General features: G+C 65.2%; 15 protein-coding genes, 1 tRNA gene and 1 pseudogene (1 of these 17 cut by a window edge). 6 read left to right on the top strand and 11 right to left on the bottom strand.

All coding sequences use genetic code 11. The annotated features are described in order from the left end of the window. Positions 1-1,845, top strand: partial view of a M23 family metallopeptidase gene (locus W911_RS03195; RefSeq protein WP_023786071.1) — the 3' portion only. Its footprint begins 204 nt before the window's first position; 1,845 of the gene's 2,049 nt are visible here — the last part of the coding sequence; its start codon lies off the left edge, out of view; its stop codon occupies positions 1,843-1,845. Positions 1,846-1,980: 135 nt separating this feature from the next. Here W911_RS03195 and clpB read toward each other — a convergent pair whose 3' ends face one another. Further along, positions 1,981-4,614: an ATP-dependent chaperone ClpB gene (clpB, locus tag W911_RS03190; RefSeq protein WP_023786070.1), complete on the bottom strand. Its 2,634-nt coding sequence runs from the start codon at positions 4,612-4,614 to the stop codon at positions 1,981-1,983. Positions 4,615-4,911: 297 nt separating this feature from the next. Between clpB and W911_RS03185 the strand changes: the two genes are divergently transcribed. Continuing rightward, on the top strand, positions 4,912-5,667 hold the full coding sequence (locus W911_RS03185; protein WP_023786069.1) for an MOSC domain-containing protein: 756 nt from the start codon (positions 4,912-4,914) through the stop codon (positions 5,665-5,667). 75 nt (positions 5,668-5,742) lie between these two features. Here W911_RS03185 and W911_RS03180 read toward each other — a convergent pair whose 3' ends face one another. The 5 genes from W911_RS03180 to W911_RS03160 all read right to left on the bottom strand — a co-directional run bounded on the left by W911_RS03180 (position 5,743) and on the right by W911_RS03160 (position 12,891). Further along, positions 5,743-6,561: a DUF4167 domain-containing protein gene (locus W911_RS03180; RefSeq protein WP_023786068.1), complete on the bottom strand. Its 819-nt coding sequence runs from the start codon at positions 6,559-6,561 to the stop codon at positions 5,743-5,745. A 470-nt stretch (positions 6,562-7,031) separates the two neighbouring features. Further along, positions 7,032-7,931: a peptide chain release factor N(5)-glutamine methyltransferase gene (prmC, locus tag W911_RS03175; protein ID WP_023786067.1), complete on the bottom strand. Its 900-nt coding sequence runs from the start codon at positions 7,929-7,931 to the stop codon at positions 7,032-7,034. Next, complete coding sequence (gene prfA, locus W911_RS03170; RefSeq protein ID WP_023786066.1) at positions 7,921-9,006, bottom strand: peptide chain release factor 1; 1,086 nt, start codon at positions 9,004-9,006, stop codon at positions 7,921-7,923. The genes prmC and prfA overlap by 11 nt, the downstream gene beginning before the upstream one ends. A 193-nt stretch (positions 9,007-9,199) precedes the next feature. Next, positions 9,200-11,461, bottom strand: coding sequence for a phosphoenolpyruvate--protein phosphotransferase (gene ptsP, locus W911_RS03165; RefSeq protein WP_023786065.1), 2,262 nt, complete (start codon positions 11,459-11,461; stop codon positions 9,200-9,202). A gap of 167 nt (positions 11,462-11,628) precedes the next feature. Beyond that, positions 11,629-12,891, bottom strand: coding sequence for an aspartate kinase (locus tag W911_RS03160; protein ID WP_023786064.1), 1,263 nt, complete (start codon positions 12,889-12,891; stop codon positions 11,629-11,631). A 207-nt stretch (positions 12,892-13,098) separates the two neighbouring features. Between W911_RS03160 and ubiG the strand changes: the two genes are divergently transcribed. Both ubiG and W911_RS03150 read left to right on the top strand, forming a co-directional pair. Then, positions 13,099-13,896: a bifunctional 2-polyprenyl-6-hydroxyphenol methylase/3-demethylubiquinol 3-O-methyltransferase UbiG gene (ubiG, locus tag W911_RS03155; protein WP_023786063.1), complete on the top strand. Its 798-nt coding sequence runs from the start codon at positions 13,099-13,101 to the stop codon at positions 13,894-13,896. 218 nt (positions 13,897-14,114) lie between these two features. Beyond that, positions 14,115-15,320, top strand: coding sequence for a pyridoxal-phosphate-dependent aminotransferase family protein (locus W911_RS03150; protein ID WP_041317230.1), 1,206 nt, complete (start codon positions 14,115-14,117; stop codon positions 15,318-15,320). 188 nt (positions 15,321-15,508) lie between these two features. On the opposite strand, the gene W911_RS17130 is transcribed toward W911_RS03150, so the two are convergent. The 4 genes and pseudogenes from W911_RS17130 to W911_RS03130 form a co-directional block, all read right to left on the bottom strand. Continuing rightward, positions 15,509-16,936 (bottom strand): PDZ domain-containing protein, encoded by a 1,428-nt coding sequence (locus W911_RS17130; protein WP_144083491.1) that lies wholly within the window; start codon positions 16,934-16,936, stop codon positions 15,509-15,511. A gap of 36 nt (positions 16,937-16,972) precedes the next feature. Next, on the bottom strand, positions 16,973-17,986 hold the full coding sequence (gene cysK / locus W911_RS03140; RefSeq protein ID WP_425277580.1) for a cysteine synthase A: 1,014 nt from the start codon (positions 17,984-17,986) through the stop codon (positions 16,973-16,975). 288 nt (positions 17,987-18,274) lie between these two features. Beyond that, positions 18,275-18,718: pseudogene (gene dut / locus W911_RS03135) on the bottom strand (dUTP diphosphatase); the annotation flags it as partial. A gap of 33 nt (positions 18,719-18,751) precedes the next feature. After that, positions 18,752-20,029 (bottom strand): phosphopantothenoylcysteine decarboxylase domain-containing protein, encoded by a 1,278-nt coding sequence (locus W911_RS03130; protein WP_023786058.1) that lies wholly within the window; start codon positions 20,027-20,029, stop codon positions 18,752-18,754. 297 nt (positions 20,030-20,326) lie between these two features. On the opposite strand from W911_RS03130, the gene W911_RS03125 reads away from it, so the two are divergent. Continuing rightward, a complete protein-coding gene (locus W911_RS03125; RefSeq protein WP_023786057.1) occupies positions 20,327-20,989 on the top strand; it encodes a tetratricopeptide repeat protein in 663 nt (220 codons plus the stop codon). A 59-nt stretch (positions 20,990-21,048) separates the two neighbouring features. Here W911_RS03125 and W911_RS03120 read toward each other — a convergent pair whose 3' ends face one another. Then, the gene (locus tag W911_RS03120; RefSeq protein ID WP_023786056.1) at positions 21,049-22,032 is read right to left on the bottom strand and encodes a complex I NDUFA9 subunit family protein; all 984 of its coding nucleotides are present in this window, start codon (positions 22,030-22,032) and stop codon (positions 21,049-21,051) included. Between the two features lie 151 nt (positions 22,033-22,183). Here W911_RS03120 and W911_RS03115 point away from each other — a divergent pair. Beyond that, a tRNA-Leu gene (locus W911_RS03115) sits at positions 22,184-22,268 on the top strand. The last annotated feature ends 225 nt before the right edge of the window (positions 22,269-22,493 follow it).

Here is a 22,493-nt window from a genome sequence, read left to right as displayed (position 1 = left end):
GTCTCGATCCTCGTGGTGATTTTTGGCGCGGCCGACAAGCAAGAGACGGAGGACGGCCTCGTTCCCGCCTTGCAGCGCCTACGCGAAGGCACCGTCGCTCCGCCCCTCGAAGCGTTCCTGCGCCGCGACGACGGCTTGAAGTGGAGCGTGCCCAAAGTCGACAGGCTTCAGATCACGAGCGGCGCCAAGTCGACCCGCTTCGTCATTCACGAAACCTTGCGCCAGCGGCGCAGCGGCCGCGAATACATCTATGCCAAGCCTTACGTCCGCATCGTGGCCCGCCTCGCGCCCGTCCCCCCAAGCGCAACGGAAACCATTCCGGCCTTCAATCCCTTCAAGCTCTACGCCAACAACAAGCCGATCGGCGAGGACACGGACAACGACGCCGAAACCGTCGAGAGAACCAACGTCAGCATCCGCGTTGTCGAACTCCTGGGCGGCGCGCTGCCCTCCGACGATGCCCAGCGCATCGCCGACGACGAAGCGGCAGAGATCGTCGAACGCTTCGAAACGTCGGAAGCACTGGCCGCGGTCACGCCCGCGTCCGGCTTCTCGGATGACGAAGAAATCGGCGTCGCGGACGCGCTTGGAAACGCGGCTCCCGCAGCCGAAGCATCGAACGCCGACGTTGCCGCTCCCAACACGACCGTACTCGCCAAAGCGGGCCATGACGAAGACGGATCGAGTGAGCTCGACGTCCTGAAGCCCACCATCAAGACGGTTCGCCAAGGCCAGAAGCTGCGTGAGGTTCTCGCTGAAGCCGGCGCCACGTCATGGCAAATCCGCGAAATGATCGAAGCCATGAAGCCCATGTTCTCGGAGAGATCCGTCGAAGCGGGCCAAGAAGTCCACATCGCGCTGCAGCCGTCGCTCACGGCCGACAACCGCATGGAACCCGTGCGTTTCTCGATCTTTGGCGAAGGTCACGTCCACAAGGTTACGGTGAACCGCAACGCATCGGGCGAATTCACGGCCAGCAAAACGCCGATGGACGACGACTCCCTCATGCGGTTGGCGCTCACCGATTCCAACGCACCGCAAACGTCGAGCCTCTACGCGAGCCTCTATCACGCCTCGCTGATCGAGAGCATTCCGGACGAAACCATCAATCAGATCCTCCAGGTCCACGCCTACGAGACCGACTTCCGCAGACGCCTCAGAGCAGGCGATACGTGCGAGATGTTCTTTGACCTGAAAGATGAAGGTGGCGCGGACGGCCCGCCGGGAGAATTGCTTTACACCGCCATCACGACGGGAAGCGAAACGCGGCGCTACTATCGCTTCCGCACGCCCGATGGCGAAATCGACTACTACGATGCCCACGGCAACAACGCGAAACGCTTCCTGATGCGCCGTCCCGTGCGCGGCGACGACGTGCGTCTCACATCCGGCTTCGGCTTCCGCCGCCACCCGCTGCTCGGCGAAACCCGAATGCACACCGGCATCGACTGGGCCGCGCGGCCCGGCACGCCCATTCTCGCCGCGGGCGACGGCATCATCGAAGAAGCGGGACGCAAAGGCTACAACGGCAATTACGTCCGCATACGTCATGCCAACGGATACCAGACGGCCTACAGCCACATGTCACGCTTTGCACAGGGTGCAACAGCGGGCGTGCGCGTGAAGCAGGGCCAGGTGATCGGCTACGTCGGCTCGACCGGCCTCTCCTCCGGCCCTCACCTTCACTACGAAATCCTCGTCAACAACCAATTCGTGAACCCGCTCTCGATCGAAGTCCCCCGCGAACGTCAGCTCGCCGGCCGCGACCTCGTCGAATTCCAGAAAGAGCGGATGCGCATCGACGAGCTGATGCGCCGCACGCCGGTTCTCACCGCGAGCAAGTAGCGACGCCCGTGTCATCCCGGACGCGCAGGGCGCGATCCGGGACCCAGCGCAAGTGTCCGCTATTTCGCGGATGACATAAAAAATCGGGACGTTTCCGCCCCGACTTTTCTATCATTTGACGTCGAACAGCAGGCGTTACGCCGCCGCCTTCACCGGCTCACCGTTGAGCGTCAGCGCTCCGTCGCGAACGGACACGTTGACCGTATCTCCATCGCGCACAGTCCCCGCGAGGATCGCTTCCGCAAGCGGATCCTGCACGTGCTTCTGGATCACCCGCTTCAAGGGACGCGCGCCGTAGATCGGATCGTATCCCTTGTTTGCGAGCCAAGTCCGCGCCTGATCGTCCAGATTGAGCGTGATCTTCCGGTCCGCGATCAGCGCACCGATCCGCTTCATCTGAATGTCGACGATGGAAGCCATCGCCTCGCGCCGCAAACGGTGGAACACGACGATCTCGTCGATCCGGTTGATGAACTCGGGACGGAAATGCCGTCGCACGGCATCCATAACGAGGCCGTAAGCCTCCTCCTCGCTCATCACCTTGTCGTTGTCGCCGGGCGCGCCGAAGCCCATCGGCTGGCGCGGATCGGCAAGATACTCGGCGCCGAGGTTGGACGTCATGATGATCAGCGTGTTTTTGAAGTCGACCGTGCGGCCCTGACCGTCGGTCAGCCGCCCGTCGTCGAGAACCTGCAACAGCACGTTGAACACGTCCGGATGCGCCTTCTCGACCTCGTCGAACAGGATCACCTGATACGGACGCCGCCGCACCGCTTCCGTCAGCGCGCCGCCCTCCTCGTAGCCGACATAGCCCGGAGGCGCGCCGATAAGACGAGCGACGGAGTGCTTCTCCATGAACTCGCTCATATCGATACGCACCATCGCGCTCTCGTCGTCGAACAGGAACGAGGCAAGCGCTTTCGTCAGCTCCGTCTTGCCGACGCCCGTCGGCCCGAGGAACATGAAGGATCCGATCGGCCGGTTCGGGTCTTGCAGGCCCGCACGCGCACGCCGAACCGCCGTCGCCACGGCGCGCACCGCTTCCGGCTGGCCCACGACACGCTTTTCGAGCGCCTCTTCCATCTTGAGCAGCTTGTCGCGTTCGCCTTCCAGCATCTTGTCGACAGGCACGCCCGTCCAGCGCGACACGACGCCCGCGATCTGATCCGGCGTCACCGCCTCCTCGACCATCACACCCTGGGCTTCCGTGCTCTCGATCTCGGCAAGCTTCCGCTCAAGGTCCGGGATCACGGCATGTGCAAGCTCACCCGCACGCGCGTAGTCGCCCTTGCGCTGCGATTGCGTCAACTCGGTCCGAAGCTTGTCCAGCTCCTCTTTCACTTTCTGCGCCGTTCCGAGCTTATCTTTCTCGGATTGCCAGCGCTCGGTGAGCACCCGCGACTTCTCCTCAAGCTCAGAGATTTCCTTTTCGAGTTTTTCGAGCCGCTCCTTCGACGCCGCGTCGGTTTCCTTTTTCAACGCCTCGCGCTCGATCTTCGCCTGCATCAGGTCGCGATCGATCGCATCCAGCTCCTCGGGCTTGGAATCGACCTGCATCCGAAGCCGCGATGCGGCCTCGTCCACAAGGTCGATGGCCTTGTCCGGCAGAAAACGATCGGTGATGTAGCGGTTGGAGAGCGTCGCCGCCGACACGAGCGCGGAATCGGTGATCCGCACGCCGTGATGCAGCTCGTACTTCTCCTTCAAGCCGCGCAGGATCGAAATCGTATCCTCGACCGTCGGCTCGCCCACGAACACCGGCTGGAAACGCCGCGCGAGCGCCGCGTCCTTCTCGATGTGCTTCTTGTACTCGTCGAGCGTGGTCGCGCCGACGCAGTGCAGCTCGCCGCGTGCGAGCGCAGGCTTCAAGAGATTGCCCGCATCCATCGCGCCCTCGGCCTTGCCGGCGCCGACGATGGTGTGCAGTTCGTCGATGAAGAGGATGATGCGCCCTTCCTCAGACTCCACCTCGTTGAGCACGCTTTTCAGCCGCTCCTCGAATTCGCCACGAAACTTGGCGCCCGCGATCAGCGAGCCCATGTCGAGCGCAAGCAGCTTTTTGTCCTTGAGGCTTTCCGGCACGTCACCCGCAACGATGCGCGCGGCGAGGCCTTCCGCAATCGCCGTTTTACCGACGCCGGGCTCACCGATCAGCACGGGGTTATTCTTGGTCCGCCGCGAGAGCACTTGGATGGTGCGGCGGATTTCCTCGTCGCGGCCGATCACCGGGTCCAGCTTGCCGTTGGCGGCCGCCTCCGTGAGATCGCGCGCGTAGCGCTTCAAGGCGTCGAAGCCTTGCTCCGCACTCGCGGTGTCTGCCGTTCGCCCCTTGCGGATCTCGTTGATCGCCGTGTTGAGCCGCTCCGGCGTCACGCCCGCGTCCGCCAGGATGCGCCCCGCCTCCGAGCCCTTTTCGAGCGCGATGGCAAGCAACAGCCGCTCGACCGTCACGTAACGGTCGCCGGCTTTCTCCGCGATCTTCTGAGCGCTGTCGAACACGCGCGCAAGCTCGGGCCGGAGGTAAAGCTGACCCGCTCCGCCGCCGCTGACCTTCGGCCGCGCGCGCAGCGTCTGCTCCACGGCGTCGAGCGCCTGTTTCGCGTTGCCGCCCGCGCGCCCGATCAGGCCCGCAGCCAAACCCTCGGGATCGTCGAGAAGCACCTTAAGCAGATGCTCGGCAGAAAAGTGCTGATGCTCCTCCCGGAGGGCGAGCCCCTGCGCCGATTGCACGAAACCTTTGGCGCGATCGGTAAATCTTTCGAAATCCATGTCTGTCCTCCTCAGCGCGCTTCGCCGCCCTATGGAGTGCTTCCGGAATGCCGCCCTTTCGAAGGGAAGCATCGGTTTCCGATACGAAGCACACGGCCAAAAGCCCAGGCACGGAATGAAACGCCGTCAACGAACGGTTGATACAGCGGTCCCGCCGGGCCCAATTTCGGCACCCGGACGAAGCCGCCTGTCGTGAGATATAGGGCGGGCGGGCGGTCTATAAAGGGGGCCTGCGCACGTGGTACCGCAAAGCCGCACAAATCGCGTTGATCGCGGTCATCGAGGGAAGGACGCGGAATGACAGGCACGCTCACGGGGATCTATCGCTATCCCGTCAAAGGCCTCTCGGCCCAGCGGCTCGACCGGGCCACCCTGACGGCAGGCGAGACGCTTCCGCTCGACCGGGCCTGGGCCATCGAAAACGGCCCTGGCCGCTTCGACCCCGAAAATCCGCGGCATCTGCCGAAGGTGGCCTTCCTCATGCTGATGCGCGACGAACGGCTTGCGAGCCTCGACGCACGCTTCGAGGAAAAGAACTCCCGCCTTGTTCTCCTCCGTGGCGGCCGGCAGGTTGCGAGCGGAGACCTCACCACACGGTCCGGCCGCCAGATCGTCGAACAGTTCATGGCCGCCTTCATGGGGCCGAGCCTGCGCGGCCCGCCCCGGATCGTGAGCGCACCCGGCCACAGCTTCACCGACACGGCCGCCAAATGGTTGCATGTGATCAATTTGGCCTCCGTGCGTGAGCTGGAGCGCATCGTCGGCCGCCCCATCGATCCGCTCCGCTTTCGGCCCAACCTGATCGTCGACGGCTTCGAACCATGGGCGGAATTCGCCTGGCTGGGGCGCGAGATCGGCATCGGCCCAGCACGTCTCTCGGTCACCGCCCGCACCGAACGCTGCGCGGCCACCAACGTGGACCCAGCGACAGGCGCACGCGACATGGACATCCCCGCCGTGCTCCAACGCAAACGGGGACATTCGGACTTCGGCGTCTACGCAGAGGTGCGGACTGGCGAGGAGATCGCGACCGGGGATCCGGTCGTGATCTGATCTCCTAAAAAACAAAAAAAGCCGCGGCAGACGCCGCGGCTTCTCGATGTCTCGATCGTCCCGTGAAAGCAGCCCTTACTCGCCGCTGCTCTCGACGGCAGGTGCCGGGGTGGGTGCCGCCGCCTCTTCGGCGGGCGCTTCCCGGCGCTGACGCCGCACAGGCCGGCGCAAGAACGCGGGCTGCTCGTCGTGCGGCAAAGCCGGCTGCCTTTCGCGCTCGCGGCGCGGCGGCGTCTGGCCACCGCCTTCGATCCCGATATCCGGCTGCGGCGCACGATCCGGCCGCTCGGCGCGTTCGACACGCTCCGGACGCTCGTTTCTCTCGGAACGGTCACTCCGCTCCGGACGCTCGCCCCGATCGCGATCCCGATCCTGACGATCTCCCCGCTGGAAACGCTCGCCACGGTCGCGGTCGCGGCCATGGAAAGAACGCCCGCCGCCGTCATGTCCACCGCGATGCCCGCGGTCGTCGTGACGGCCTTCGCCGCGCGGCTGCTGTGCATAAGACGGCTGCTGCGGCTGCTCGGAGGAGAAATCGCCCTCTTCGTCGTCCTCCCCGAAACCCTCGGGCCGCGCCGGACGGGCCGCGCCATTCTGCATCTCGCCGCCGCCCTGCAGCATCTGCTGCTCACGATAGGTCATGATGATGCGGTTATAGTGTTCCGCATGCTGGAGATAGTTCTCGGCCAGCACGGGGTCACCGCTCGACTGCGCATCGCGCGCAAGAGCCATGTATTTCTCGGCGATATGGGCAGGCGTCCCGCGGATCTTGATATCCGGCCCGGTGCTTTCGAAGCTCCGCGTCAACGGGTTCTGACCTTTGCGGCCCTGGTTGTTATTGTTGTTGTTATTGTTGCGGCCGCGGCCTCTGCGGTTTTGTTGTCCCTGCCTCATGGGCTCCATTCTCGACAGTTGTGAAAATCGGGGCTGCAACACGCAAGCAGCAGCCAAAACACGGTCCTTCTCCGCGGCCACCTTGGGCCGCGATCTCGTCAAGCCGGTTGCCCGGCGGACTCCAAGTAACCCCCATCCAGGCCGTGACATCCGCAACACGACGGATTTATGCGGACCCCCGCGCCCGCTGCCATGGTCTGTGTTTCTCTTTGCGCTCTAACGACAGCTGCATGTCCGAAAGGGAGGGAGCTCAAATGCGATCGGCGCTTCAAGTCGCCACCGGGTGCCTGCTGGAAGCGGCATCGCCAGCGGCTCTCATCCGCCAGTATCGCAGCCCATCATGCGCGGAATGATGACAGCCGGTATGCTGAGCGGGCCATCGTCACAGAAGAATTGCACATGATGCTAAACTCTCTGAACTGCACCTTAGCGCTGCTGCCCGTGAAATCCAAGCGCTTTTGACGTCATGGCTAATACTGTGTCTTGACAGCAACACACCGTGTGTGCTGCCCCAAATCCTGCCACGTCCTGACCTCGTGGAGGGCGCAGCCCGTCCCGTCCCGCAGGAGCTTTTCCACGTCGGCCGCCTGCCCGGCGCCAACCTCGAACAGCGCCCATCCCTCCGGCACGATCGGAACGAGATCCCGCGCCAAAGCCCTGTAAATGGCGAGCCCATCCGCCCCACCGTCCAGCGCGCCTGCAGGATCGTAGACGCGCACCTCCGGCTCCAAAGCCGCGATGTCTCCGCTCGGAATATAGGGAGGGTTCGACACCATGAGATCGAATGGCCCCGCGATGTCGTTGAGGTCACGCCGGTTGAGAAACGACGCCCGGGACGCGACGCCGAGCCGCACCGCATTCTCCTCTGCGACCCGAAGCGCTTCGTCGGACACGTCCGTCCCCACGCCCACCGCAAGTGGCAGCTCGGCAAGCAGCGTCACGAGCAGTGCCCCCGACCCCGTCCCCACATCGAGGATCCGGACCGGCCGCTGCCGCCACCCTTCCGCCGTAACGACTGCGAGCGCAGCCTCGACAACCGTTTCGGTACACGGGCGCGGATCGAGCGTGGCGGGTGTGACCTTGAATTCCCGGCCGAAGAAACCGCGCGCGCCCAGGATGCGGGACACCGGCTCCCGCGCCAGACGGCGCTCGGCAAAGGAAGAAAGCGTCTCGGCCGCGCCGGCATCGAACCGCAGAGCCGGGTTCCGGAGCAAGCCCTCCGCCGTCTCGCCCAGCGCCGCGGTCACGAGCAACCGCGCCTCCCGCGCCGGATCTTCGATCCCCGCGCCGCCCAGCGCCCGGCCAAGCGCGGCTTGCGCATCGCGAACCGTCATCCCGGCAAACGGCGGCACGCCTCGATCAGCCCCCATGACCTTCCATCGCCGCGAGCAGCGACGCCTGGTTCTCGGCAATCAACTGATCGATGATCTCGTCGAGGCCGACGCCTTCCATCACGCGGTCGATGTTGTGTAGCGTCAGGTTGATCCGGTGATCGGTGACGCGCCCTTGCGGAAAGTTGTAGGTGCGGATGCGCTGCGAGCGGTCGCCGGACCCGACCTGGCTTTTGCGCGCCTCGCTGCGCTGGCTATCCACGCGTTCCCGTTCCAGGTCGAACAGCCGCGAGCGCAACACCTGCATGGCGAGACGGCGGTTCTGATGCTGGCTCTTCTCCGCCGACACGACGATGATGCCGGTCGGCAAATGCGTGATCCGCACCGCGCTGTCCGTCTTGTTGACGTGCTGGCCGCCCGCTCCGCCCGCACGCATCGTATCGATACGAATGTCCTGATCGCGGATCTCGATATCGACGTCCTCGGCTTCCGGCAGCACGGCCACCGTCGCCGCGGACGTATGGATGCGCCCGCCGGCTTCGGTAGCCGGAATGCGCTGCACGCGATGCACGCCACTCTCGAACTTGAGCTTGGCGAACACGCCGCGGCCCGTGATCGACGCGATGATTTCCTTGTAACCGCCGAGATCGCTTTCCGACATCGAAAGGATCTCGGTCTTCCAGCCGTGCAGATCCGCATACCGCTGGTACATGCGGTAGAGGTCGGCAGCAAACAGCGCCGCCTCGTCGCCGCCCGTCCCGGCGCGCACTTCGAGAATGGCGCTCTTTTCGTCCGCCGCGTCCTTGGGCAACAGCAGCACACGGAGTTGTTGCCCCAGCGCCTCGATACGCTCCCCGATCTGATCGAGCTCCTCGCGCGCCATCTCGGCCATGTCTTTATCCTGGCCAGGATCGCGGAGCAGCGCTTCGAGATCGCGCTTTTCCGTCTGGGCGGCTTCGAGATCGCGAACCGCGGAAATGAGCGGCGTAAGCTCCGATAGCTCTTTCGTGAGCTTCACATAGGTCGCCTGCGGCGCACCCTGATTGAGTTCCGCCTGGATGGTCTCGTACCGCTCGACCAGCTTGGCCAGCTTTTCTTGGGGAATGACGCTCATGGGTCTTTCGAACGAAGGATCGTGGCTTCTACTGCGACATGACGCTTAGCGCGCTCCCGCGCAAGCACTTTCCCTTCACCACGGCGGACTTCAGCCCGAAGGGCTCGGGAGCAAGGCGACCCGCGGCAGGTGCCGCGCCCCCGCGGAGCGCCAGCGCGCCCGTTAGGGCACGCGAACAGGCGCGTGAGCGAAATTAGATTTCTACCTTGGATCGCGCGGCGAAGGCTTCGATCTCGGCCCGGAGGCTGCCCGATCCCGACACGAGCAGGTCGTCCAGCAAATCGGTGACCGCGCTCCCGTCGAGCGAGCGGATCATAGCCTTGACCGGCCCGATCGAGGCCGGCGCCATCGAGAACGTGCGGAACCCGAGCCCGATCAGACACATCGCTTCGATGGGCCGCCCCGCCATCTCGCCGCAAACCGTCAACGGAACGTTGTGCCGATAGCATGCCCCGGCCAGCATCTTCAGCGCCTTGAGTGGAGCCGCCGAGAGGGAATCGAACCGATTGACCACACGCGGATTCGAGCGGTCGGCCGCAAACAGAAACTGCATAAGGTCGTTGCTGCCGACAGACACGAAATCCACCCGCGGCAGAAGCTCGTCCAACTCGAAGAGAACGCTCGGCACCTCGATCATCGCGCCGATCAGAAGCTCGCTCGGTAAGAGACTGCCCCGCGCCTTCGCAAGTGCCCACTCCTTGTCGATCAGCGCGCGCGCCTCGTCCATTTCGGTCGCGACCGCGATCATGGGCAGCATCACCCGAAGCTGCTGGCCCGCAGCGGCGCGCAGGAGCGCGCGGATCTGCATCCGGAACAACGCGGGCCGGTCGAGCGACATGCGGATGGCGCGCCACCCGATGGCCGGGTTCTCTTCCGGGATCTGGCGCAGATACGGCAGGATTTTATCGCCGCCGATATCGAGCGAGCGAAACACCACCGGCTTGCCCTTGGCCTCCTGCAGAATGGCGCTATAGGCCTCCGTCTGCCGGTCCACACGCGGAAGGCTGTGAGACAGCATAAACATCAGTTCGGTCCGGAAGAGCCCGATACCGTCGCCGCCGGATTCCGCAAGATGCGGCATATCCTGCAACAGACCCGCGTTGATCTGCAGCGCGATGCGCTCTCCGTCCTTGGTGACGGCAGGAAGATCGCGCAGCTTCTCGTACTGCTTCTGCCGGCGCGCACGGAATCGCACTTTGTCGGTGTAGGCATTGACGACATCCGACGAGGGCCGCACGTGCACCTCGCCGGCCACGCCATCGACAATGATGGCATCTCCTGCGGTGACGCGTTCGACCAATCCCGTTGCCTGCCCCACCGCCGGAATACCCAGCGCCTTGGCAACAATGGCGACGTGGCTCTGCCCGCTTCCGTCCTCGATGACGAGGCCCCTCAAGCGCGAGCCGTCGTAGTCGATCAACTCCGCAGGCCCCATGTTGCGGGCCACCAGAATCGTATCGGAGGGCATCTCCGGCGGATTGACGAAGCCGGTCGCGCGGCCCGCGAGAATACGCAGCAGACGATCCGAAAGATCGTCGAGATCGCGTTGGCGCTCGCGCCAAAAGGGATCGGGTTGCCGCAACATCCGCGCGCGCGTACCGTTCTGCACGCGCTCGACGGCCGCATCCGCCGTAAGACCGCTCTGCACGGCCTCACGTAGCCGCCTCTCCCAGCCGCGGTCGTGTGCGAACATGCGATAAGCTTCGAGCACGTCGCGATGATCGCCCGCACCCGAAAGCAGCTCGTGGCTCAACATCTCGTCGAGCGAGGTCTTGAGTTCGAGAAGTGCATCTTCGAGACGGCGCAACTCCGCGACAGGATCGTCCGCCATCAGCTTGGTGACGACGATGCGCGGTTCGTGCAGCATCACATGGCCGAGCGCGATGCCCTCCGAAATCGGCTCGCCCTTGACCACGAGCGACAACGCCTTCGAAATCTCGATCCCCGCGCCGAAACCGGACACGGCCCCCGAGACGAGATGCTCGGCCACCACCATCGCGGTCGCTTGCATCACCTCGGCGTCCTCGTCGGAGTACTCCTTGACGGTGCGGTTCTGCACCACGAGCACGCCGAGCACCTGCCCGCTACGCTGCACGGGCACGGCAAGCAGCGAGTGATAGATTTCCTCGCCCGTCTCGGGCCGATAGCTGAACGCCGGATGCTTGGAGGCGTCCGGCTCGTTGATGAGCACGCCCATCTCGGCGCATCGCCCGACGAGGCCCTCGCCGCGCTTGAGCATGGTCGTATGCACGGCGGTCCGGTTCAGGCCCTCGCTCGCGAACAGCTCCAGCGAGCCGTCCTGCCGCTTGAGATAAAGCGAGCAGACGTCCGCCACCATCACGCCCGCGATCTGACGCACGATCTTGTCGAGCCGCTCCTGCCCATCGGCCGCGGACTCGGACATGATCTCCCGCAACCGGCGCATGATAACGCGCAGCGCCGGCTCGGTCGGCATCACACGGGGCTCGTCGCCGCGTCTCGAATGCATAGGGCAAAAGCCATCAAACGGATCCGCACCCTGCCTGAGCAGGGGTCACGGGCGGTTATACGTCAAATTGAGCGCCAATGCGGAAAAGGCACACGAAAAACGCGATAGCATAAACTTAACGGCGAAGCCGCGCTTTATGCGGCGTCCAGGCCGTAGAGGGAATGAAGCGTTCTCACGGCCAGCTCCGCATAGGCCGCATCGATAAGCACGCTGATTTTGATCTCCGAGGTCGAGATCGCGAGAATATTGATGCCCTTCTCCGCCAGCGCCTTGAACATTTGCGCCGCAACACCGGCATGGCTGCGCATGCCGATGCCGATAACGGACACCTTGGCCACGTCGGCGGAACTCTGGATCTCGAACTCGCCGATATCGGCTTTCGCGGCGTTGAGCACATCGACAGCGCGCGCAAGCTCCGCCTGCTGCACCGTAAACGTCATATCCGTGTGATGACCGTCGGCCGCGACGTTCTGCACGATCATGTCGACGTTGATCGCCGCATCCGAAAGCGGCCCGAAGATTCGCGCCGCGATACCGGGTTTGTCTTCGAGCTTGAGCATCGTGATCTTCGCCTCGTCCCGCGCGTAGGCGATGCCGCTGACGACCTGCGTTTCCATGATCTCATCCTCGCCGCAAACAATTGTCCCCACGCTTTCGAGGGGAGCAGCGCCCACTGGCGCCATATCCTCGGGCTTCGTGAAGCTCGAAAGCACGCGCGTCCTCACCTGATGCACCATCGCAAGCTCGACCGAGCGCGTCTGGAGCACCTTGGAGCCGGACGACGCCATCTCCAGCATTTCCTCGTAGCTCACCTTCGCGAGCCGGCGCGCCTTGGGCACGATACGGGGATCTGTGGTGTAGATGCCGTCCACATCCGTGTAGATGTCGCAAACATCCGCCTTGAGCGCCACGGCAATGGCAACCGCGCTGGTATCGGACCCGCCGCGCCCAAGCGTGGCGATGCGGCGCGCCTTGGGTTCGACGCCCTGAAAGCCGGTGATGACGGCAACCTCGCCCGCATCCAGCGAGCGCCTGAGATCGTCGCCGGGAATTCCCGCGATGCGCGCAGAGCCATGCGCCGTGTTCGTCTCGATCGGAACCTGCCAGCCCTGCCACGAGCGCGCCTTGACCCCCATCGACTGCAGCACCATGGCGGTCAGCCCCGCCGTCACCTGCTCGCCGGAAGCGACGACGGCGTCGTATTCGCGTTTGTCGTGAAGAGGCGCCGCCTCGTTGACCCAGCCCACGAGCTGATTGGTCGCACCCGCCATTGCGGAAACGACCACGGCCACTTTGTTGCCGGCGTCCGCCTCGCGTTTGACATGGCGCGCAACGTTCTTGATGCGCTCCACGTCCGCGACCGACGTGCCACCGAATTTCATCACGACAACAGCCATGGTCTTGAAACCGCTCGATGCCTGGTTGTGTCTGAGAGAGGCGTCTCGAAGCGCGCGCCGAAACGAACCGGCTTGAAACCTCGCGAACACCCACCGAACTAAGGACAATCCGTCCTCGCGTCGGCGTTCTCTTACCGGGAACGGGGGGCCGCCGCAACTGCGCTCCGTCGCATTGACAATTGTCCGGGCACTGGCACTTTCGTCCCCATGACAGATCACGCCGAGCGCCCGCCGTCGAAGTCGCCCCAACCCGGCACACGAGAACCCGGCGCACGAAATGTAGATGCCGCCGAAGTGGCGCGCTTCCAGCGCATGGCCCAAGCATGGTGGGACCCGACCGGCGACTTCCGGCCCCTTCACCAGATCGCCCCCGCACGGCTCGCCTTCGTCCGGGACGCTCTCACCCGCCACTTCGAGCGCGACATCGGAGGGCGCTATCCATTGAAAGATCTCACCGCGCTCGACGTCGGCTGCGGCGGCGGTCTGATGTCGGAGCCGCTGGCGCGCCTCGGCGCCCGCGTCACGGGCATCGACCCCGGCGAGGAAAATGTCGCAATCGCCCGCGAGCACGCGGCGGCCCAGGGCCTCGACATCGATTATCGGGCCACTACGGCGGAAAGCCTGCTGGCCGCGGGCGAAACGTTCGACGCTGTCCTCGCGCTCGAAGTCGTGGAGCACGTCCCGGATGTGGGCGCCTTCGTCCGGACCTGCGCGGGGCTCGTCCGCCCCGGCGGGATCATCGTTCTCTCCACCCTCAACCGCACGGCGAAATCCTACGCACTGGCCATCGTCGCCGCCGAATACGTGCTGGGCTGGCTGCCGCGCGGCACCCACCAGTGGGACCGCTTCGTCACACCGGACGAACTTGCAGGGCACCTTGCGGCGGCGGGCCTGTCCGCGCCCCGTTTCCGTGGCATGGCCTACAGCCCCTTCCGGGACGACTGGAGCCTGACGGACGACATTGACGTTAACTACCTCGCGGCTGCCGCCAAACCCGGCGAATAGGACTTTTGGCAAAGGCGCCGCCACCAGGACGAAAAGGAGCGGGCACCCCGCGTTCCGGGCCCAGCGATCGCCCTTGACGGCATCCGGTGTCACTCCTATAGGTGCCTCCGTCTCGCGCGGACGAACCATAAAATAGAGAGGCCCTCCCTTCTCGGAGTTCCCACTCCCGAGGATCCGCGGCCGCTACGCAGCGAGTCGTGGACATAGGGGACGACAAGATGTCGAACGCGCCTCGCCGCCCTGGGCGGCATTTTCTGCAGATTCCCGGACCCACACCTGTGCCCGAGCGCGTGCTCTCCGCCATGTCGCGGCAGATGCTCGACCATCGCGGCGCCGACTTCCAGAAGCTCGGCAAAAGCGTCCTTTCGGGCATCAAGACGATATTCAAGACCACGGGGCCCGTGATCATCTACCCGTCGTCCGGCACCGGCGCCTGGGAAGCCGCCCTCACCAACACGCTCTCGCCCGGCGACCGCGTGCTGATGGTCGAGACCGGCCAGTTCGCCGTGCTCTGGAAGCAGATGGCGGACCGCCTGGGCCTCCGCGCCGAGGTCATCCAGACCGACTGGCGCATCGGCGCCGATCCGGCTGAGATCGAAGAGCATCTGCGCCGCGACACGGACCGGCTCATCAAGGCCGTCTGCGTGGTGCACAACGAGACGTCTTCGGGCTGCATGACGCCGCTCGAAGAGATCCGCCGCGCACTCGACGCCGCCGATCATCCGGCTCTCTTCATGACCGACACCATCTCCGGTCTCGGCACCGCCGACCTGCGCCACGACGAGTGGGGCATCGACGTGACGGTCTCCGGCTCGCAGAAGGGCATGATGCTGCCGCCGGGCCTCTCGTTCACCGCCGTCTCGGAGAAGGCACTCGCCGCCTCGCGCACCGCGAAGCTGGCGCGCTCCTATTTCTCGTGGGACGACATGCTGTCGAACAACGCGAACGGCTTCTTCCCCTACACGCCGGCCACCGGCCTGCTCTACGGCCTCGACGAAGCGATCAAACTTCTGCACGAGGAAGGCCTCGACAACGTCTTCGCGCGCCATGCCCGCCTCGGGGCGGCAACACGTGCAGCCGTGCGCACCTGGGGCCTCGAAATCAACTGCCGCGACCCGAAGTATTACTCGCAGGCGGTGACGACGGTGCTCGTACCCGAAGGCCACAACGCAGATGCGCTCCGCGCGCTCGCGCTCGACACCTTCGACATCTCGCTCGGCACCGGGCTCAACAAGCTCGCGACCAAGGCATTCCGCATCGGTCATCTTGGCGACACCAACGACCTCACGGTCATGGGCGCCCTCACGGGCGTCGAGATGAGCCTTGAGCTGGCCGGCATCCCGCACAAGAAGGGCGGCGTACAGGCCGCGATGGCGGTCATCACCGACAGCATGAACAAGTCGCCCCGCGCGGAAGCCGCCTGACGCAAACCCCAACTGTCATCCCGGACGGCGCGATAGCGCCGATCCGGGACCCAGCGCAAGACTGGTCGAAGACACGATATTTTGCGGTAGAAGCTTTCGCTTGGTCCCGGCGCGGCGCTCCGCGCATTCGCCGTCGGTCCATGCGAAGCATGGCTCCGCCATGACGGCGGGATGACAAGCGTTGGCGCTTACGCCGGATTGGCGAGCGCGTCCATCGCGGCACGCACATCTGGCGAGAACGTCCCGTTGATCGGCCCCTTGTACGTCCCCTCGTCGCGCAAAACCCCTTGCAACCACTTCCGGTCGGCAATCGCGAGCACATCCGGATTGCGCATCAGTTCGGCCACGAGATAGCGGTCACCGAGCCTCAGCGACTTCACGACCCAGTAGGCCGCCTCCGTATCGCTCTGCGGCACCCCCTTGCCGAGCCTGTAGAGAATGCCGAGGTTGAACGTCGCCACCGCATTTCCGCGGTTCGCCGCCCGGCGCACCTGATCCGCCGCCACCGCGTTCAACTTCGCGGCCTCCGCTTCGTCCTTCGGAATTCCGCGCCCTTGCGCGTACTTGTCCGCGAGCCACGAGGTCGCCTCGCTGAGCCCCCCGTCGGACGCAGCCCGCAACAGCCGCGCCGCCTCCTGATGATCCCGGCCGACCCCACGGCCCGCTTCGTAGAGCAAGCCGAGCCTGTAATTGGCGAACACGTGGCCCTTCTCCACGGCGCGGCGATACCAAAGCGCCGCCTCCGCATCGTCCTGTTTCACGCCGAGCCCGGCTTCATAGAGCCCGCCAAGATTGGTCATCGCCGCGTCTTGTCCGCCATCCGCAGCCTTACGGAACCAGCGCGCAGCGACCGCCTCGTCCTTCGGAACGCCGACGCCGTCCTTGGCGAACAGCGCATAACGCGTCATGGACGCGAGATGTCCGGCCTCTGCGGCCTTCAGATAATACGGCGCCGCTTCGGCCGGATTGCGCGGACCGAGCACGAGCCCAAGCGATAACAGGCGCCCGAGGCTGGCCGCCGCGCCGACATTGCCCGCCTCGGCGCGATCCATCAGAAACTGCTTCAGATCCGCCGCGCCTTCCCCGGCCCGCCAGACCTCGACCGTCACCAGATCGTCCGGCGAACTCTCGCGCAAAACCTGATGCAGCCCATTCGGCCCCGCAACGCTATGCGATCCCACCCTTTGGATGACGTCGCCGATACGCAGGTTGGCGCCTCGCGCCGAACTCGACGACGCATCGGTCACCATCGCGCCGCGCTGCTCGCCAAGGCCCAGCGCTTGGGCAAGATCCGCATCGACGAGCGTCGACTGCACGTCGAGCCCGCCATGCGGCTGGCCGTCCGTCACCACGCGCACAAGCGCCGCTTGCAGAAGGCGGCGCCCCGTTTGCACGTTTGAATCGGGAGCTTCAGCCGCCTCGGCCGGGACCGCCCGATCCAGCGATCCCGTTTCCGGCCCCGGATCGCGAACCTCGCGTTCCGGCGGCAAGATGCCCGTAAGCGGCGTCCACCGCTGCGCGAGCCGCACCTCGTCCGGCTCTGCCGACGCAGAGCTGAGACCGGAAGCGGCCACGAACAGCGCACACGCCGCCGCGATGAGAGAAGGGCGCACCATGATTCCCAATTTAACGACCAAAGCCCAACGCGAAGCTTACGCCTTCGCCGGCGGATCGAGAAACAGCTCGCCGGTGAAGTAGCGCTCGGCGGCCGAGGGGGCGAACGTCACCACCGTCTTGCCGGCAAGCTCGTCGCGGGCCGCGACCTGCAGCGCCGCCCAAAGGTTAGCGCCCGTCGAGATACCGCCCGGAATCCCTTCAGTTTTCGCAAGAGATCGCGACGTTTCGAAGGCGCTTTCATTCGAAACGCGCACCACCTCGTCGATCAGGCTCGTATCGAGCACCTTCGGCACGAAACCGGCGCCGATGCCCTGGATCTTGTGCGGACCGCGCGCACCGCCGGAAAGAATCGGGCTGCCCTCAGGCTCCACGGCCACGATCTTGAGGTCCGGTTTGCGCGCCTTGAGCACGCGGCCGCATCCCGAAAGCGTACCGCCCGTACCGACACCGATCACGAGCACGTCGACCTTCCCGCCCGTGTCGGTCCAGATCTCCTCGGCCGTCGTCTTTTCATGAACGAGCGGGTTTGCAGGGTTCTCGAACTGGCTCGGCTGCACGGCACCGGGGATCTCGGCCAGCAACTGATTCGCCTTGTCGATGGCGCCCGGCATCCCGCCCGCAGCCGGCGTCAGCACGAGATCGGCCCCGAGATGCGCCAAAATCTTGCGCCGCTCGACCGACATCGATTCCGGCATCACGAGCTTGAGTTCGTACCCGCGTGCGGCGGCGACAAACGCGAGACCGATGCCCGTATTGCCCGATGTCGGCTCCACGAGCACGGTCTTGCCCGGCGCGATCTTGCCCTCGGCTTCGAGCACGTCGATCATCGCCACGCCGATACGATCCTTGACCGACGACAGCGGATTGAAGAATTCGAGCTTCATCAGCACGTCGGCCTTGGCGCCCGCAGCCTTCGCAATCCGCCCCAGCTTCACGAGCGGTGTGTGCCCGATCGTCTCCGTGATGTCGTTGTAGACGCGCCCACGGCCCCAGCTCTTGGTCGCGTTCAAGGTCTTGATCTCGGTGTCGGCCACAGTCTTGCTCTCCACGGTCGTCTCGCTTCACCCTCGATTCCGTGAATCGAGGGGCTTCATGGGGTGCTTTTCGCATATTTTATGCGATGCCCAAAGGCCGCCGGCACTTTTTTGTCCGCCCGCCGCCGCAAAATCCGCCGCCCCCAATGTTGCGTAACCTCACGATTTCACAGCTTTTTTCCGTGGCGGCTTCGGACGCGGCGTCGCGCCAGCCTTCACCTTCTTTTGCGATTGGCGGTTCGGAGCGGCCTTCGCCGCAGCTCTCGCCGGGCTCTTCGCAGCCTTCAGGGCCGTCTTCGTCTTGGTCGAGCCGAAACCTCCCGCCCCGCGCCGGGTCGTCGACAACGCCGCAACGGGCCGAAGCACCGCCCGCGTGACCGGCGCCACGACAAGTTGGGCGATCCGGTCTCCACGGCTCACGGCAAACGGCTCTTGTCCGAGATTGGCCAGGATGACGCCCACCTCTCCGCGATAATCCGCGTCGATGGTGCCGGGGCTGTTGAGACACGTGACGCCATGCTTCAGGGCCAGCCCCGAGCGTGGCCGCACCTGCGCCTCATACCCGCGCGGCAGCTCGATCTGGAGCCCCGTCGGGACCAGCGCCCGCGCTCCCGGCGCAATCTGCACGGGCTTGCCCTCAGGCACCGCTGCCACGAGGTCGAGCCCCGCCGCGTCGTCCGTTTGGTAGGCCGGCAGCGCCAGCCCCTCGCCATGGTTCAACACCACGACACGCACCGTCACCGCCACGCCCTGCTCCCCCTCTTTTTTTTGAGGCAATCCTCACACCTGCTCGACCGACTGCGCGAGATAACGAGCCGCGCGGCCGATCAGGGCAGCAGCCACATCCGCTTTGCTCATTTGCGGCCAGTTCTCGACACCCTGCGCGGTGACGAGATGCACCGTATTGCGCTCACCGCCGAAAACGCCGGAGCCCTGCGAGACGTCATTGGCGACGATCCAGTCCACGGCCTTGGCGCTGCGCTTGCGTTCCGCGTTCTCCACCACCGCGTCCGTTTCCGCCGCGAAGCCGATCACGAGTTGCGGCCGGCGGCGCGGTTTGAGCCGCGCCACCGTGGCAAGGATGTCCGCGTTTTCGGCAAGATGCAGCGCTGGCGGAGGCGCACCCTTCGCCTTTTTGATCTTACCCTCGGCCGCACTCGCGACGCGCCAGTCCGCGACAGCCGCCGCGAACACGGCGACATCGGCAGGAAGCGCCGCCTCGACGGCCGTCAGCATCTCCTGCGCCGTCTCCACGTGCTGCACGGTGACGCCCTCAGGGTCCGCGATCTCGACCGGCCCCGTGATCAGCGTCACCCGCGCGCCAAGCTTTTGCGCGGCCGCCGCAACCGCGTGGCCCTGCTTACCGGACGAGCGGTTGGCAATGTAGCGCACGGGATCGATGGGCTCGTGAGTCGGCCCGCTCGTGACAAGCACGTGCCGCCCGGCCAGCGGAAGCTTTCCACCGGAGGGCCGCCGGTCCGCAACGTCGATGAACCCGAACCCGCGACGCGCCTCGCTCTCCCCTTCGAGCAACTGCTCCACACGCGGCACGATCTCCGCGACCTCTGCCATTCGCCCGACACCGGCTTCGCCCCGCTCGGCCATTTCGCCCGCGTTCGGTCCGATGAACGCCACGCCATCGGCGGCGAGTTGCTTGACGTTCCGCTGCGTGGCGGCGTGCGCCCACATGGCCGGGTTCATAGCCGGCGCCGCAAGCACAGGCGCGCGCGTCGCAAGCAGAATAGCGGTCGCCATGTCGTTGGCTTGCCCCTGCGCCATGCGGGCCAGCAGATCCGCCGTCGCAGGCGCCACCACGACGACATCGGCTTCTCGCGCTAGCCGGATGTGTCCGATCTCCCGCTCAGCGTTGAGATCGAACAGATCCGTCGCCACGTGCTCGTTGCTGATCGCGCCCACCGCAAGCGGCGTGATGAACTCCTGCCCGCCTTTCGTCAGCACGCACCGCACCGACATCCCGCGCTCTTTGAGACGCCGGATGAGATCGAGCGATTTGTAGGCGGCAATTCCGCCGCCGATGATGAGCAGAACGCGTTTCATGTTGTCCTGTCGGCCTCGAACGGGAAAGGCTTGGTCAGCATTAAAGAGAGCGGCCATTATGCAGGCAGTTGCCGCCCCGCGCGAGATGCTCCGCCTCTCTCGCCGCAATTGCGGCTTCAGGGCATCCTAGACCATGATCGCTTCAGGCCCTACCAGCCTGAAGCGTGAATCATCGGTCTAACTCAAGAGACCATGATCGCTTCAGGCCCTATCAGCCTGAAGCGTGGGCGCACCTTAACATAATGCTATCATAGAGTATTCGCCGGACGCCCAGCCACGGGAGAGCAATGGTTACCGATGACGGTCCTTTCGCGCCATAGCCGAAACTACCGCCTGGCGGCCCTTCTCACCGGAGCGCTCTTGGCCTGCGCGATGCCGGCTGGCGCGGCGTCCACCTCGACCTCCGAATGCTTCAGCCAAAACAACGAGCGGCGCATCGCCGGATGCACCGATCTGATCGAGAACCCGAACATCGACGCCGGAACCAAGAGCCTCGCTTACGCGATGCGCGCGCTCGCCCTCTCGCTCAAAGGCAAGCTCGACGAATCGCTCCCCGACTACGACAGGGCGATCGAGCTGGACCCCGGTTCGGCGATGTCGTTCAACAACCGCGCCTGGGTCAAATATAAGCTGAATCGGCTGGAGGACGGCCTGGAGGATGTCGAGCGTTCGCTCGTACTCGGCCCCGCAAGTCCACACGCGCACGACACCCGTGCCCACATTCGCCAAGCGCTCGGCGAGCGCCGCCCGGCGCTCCGCGATTACGAACGCGCGATGCGGCTCGGTGGAGAGCCCCTCGTACGGCTCTATCAATGCGGCCTCGAAGCGGCGGGCTTCTACAAAGGACCGATCGACGGTCTTTACACGCGCGACGTGCGGAGCGCGCTCGAAGCCTGTGTCGACACGACGGAGTGCGATCCGCTTCCTCCCGATGAGGAATGCCGCGCGGCCATGTCGTAAGCGGAGGAAGAGCCGCAGATAAGCGGTTGATTGGTCCCCCGCCCTGCACAACGGTCTCGCTAACCGCGATAGCGCCAATACTGTCCCTTGGACCTGAAGCGTTCGAGATAGCCCGGCACGATGGAACCGATGGCGTCCGGCACATCGACGCCGAGCGCGGCCAGCGTCCGCCCCTGCTTGAGCGCCTCGTCGCTCACCACGTTGTCGCTCTGAAGCAGGCGCACCTGATCAACCGTCAGCGGGCGCAGGGAATTCGGCAGCGGCCAGGTTGCAAGCGCCTGCAGCTTCGCGAGCCAGAACGGCAGCGAAACGAGCTTGCTGCGCCGGTCGGCATAAAGAAGCGTCCGCTCCATCAGCTCGCGGAACGTCAGCACCTCCGGCCCGCCGAGTTCGTAAACCGTCCCCGGCGTCCCGGCCCCGTTCACGACGGCCGCAATCGCCGCCGCGAGATCGCCCACGTAGATCGGCTGAAAGCGGGTGTGCCCCCCGCCGATCAGCGGCAGCACCGGCGACACGCGCGCGAGCGAGGCGAAGCGATTGAAAAACTCGTCCTCCGGCCCGAACACGATCGAGGGACGGAGAATGACGGCCTCGGGAAACTCCTCCAGCACCGCAGCTTCGCCTGCCGCCTTGGTCTGCGCATAGTGAGCGCGCGACGCCGCCGAGGCCCCGATGGCGGACACATGTATGAAACGCCGCGCTCCCGCGGCCTTGGCGGCCTTGGCCACCGCCCGCGCCCCGTCCACGTGAACCGCCGCGAACGTCTGCGCTCCCGAGGGCGCCAGGATGCCGACCGCATTGACGACCGCATCCACGCCTTCGACGGCCCGCGCCACCGAATCCGGAAACCGGAGGTTGGCCTGCACGGGTTGGATCTGCCCAACGTCTCCCATGGGTTGCAGATGGCCGGCAAGATCCGGCCGCCGGGACGCAGCCCGGATTCGATACCCGTTTTGCGCCAGCGCACGCACGGCGTGCCGGCCGACGAACCCCGGCCCTCCGAAAATTGTGACGAGACTGTTGCTGCCGCCTTGTGGTGCCATGTCGTCTACCCCGCCCTCACCAGTCCGGAACCGCGATGTTACCGCTCCATATAAGCACGTGATATGCACCGATCCCTGATCTCGGTCATCCCTGTCAATTGACAACGGGCGCGCCACCCCCTAGTTCATGGCGCCGCAGGCTTCACGGCTTGCCCAGATGGCGGAATTGGTAGACGCACTGCTTTCAGGTAGCAGCGCCGCGAGGCGTGGAGGTTCGAGTCCTCTTCTGGGCACCATCAAGTTTTTGTTTCATCAGACAATATGAAACGCGTTTTGGGGGCGGTCACGCGCCACCCCCTCTATAGCGCACGCCAGCGGCACCCCCGTCGGAAAGAACCTCGCCTCGAAATTTGAGGTCGCCCCTCACGCCAGGCCGCACGCGGTGCCCCGTTAAGGATGACCGGCGCTTCGGCCGGGCCACGCGTCAACGATACTGACCCGCAATCCTTGAACCGGCCGCC

Source organism: Hyphomicrobium nitrativorans NL23 (genome assembly GCF_000503895.1).
Lineage (GTDB): Bacteria > Pseudomonadota > Alphaproteobacteria > Rhizobiales > Hyphomicrobiaceae > Hyphomicrobium_C > Hyphomicrobium_C nitrativorans.
This window is presented reverse-complemented; position numbering and strand designations above follow the sequence as displayed.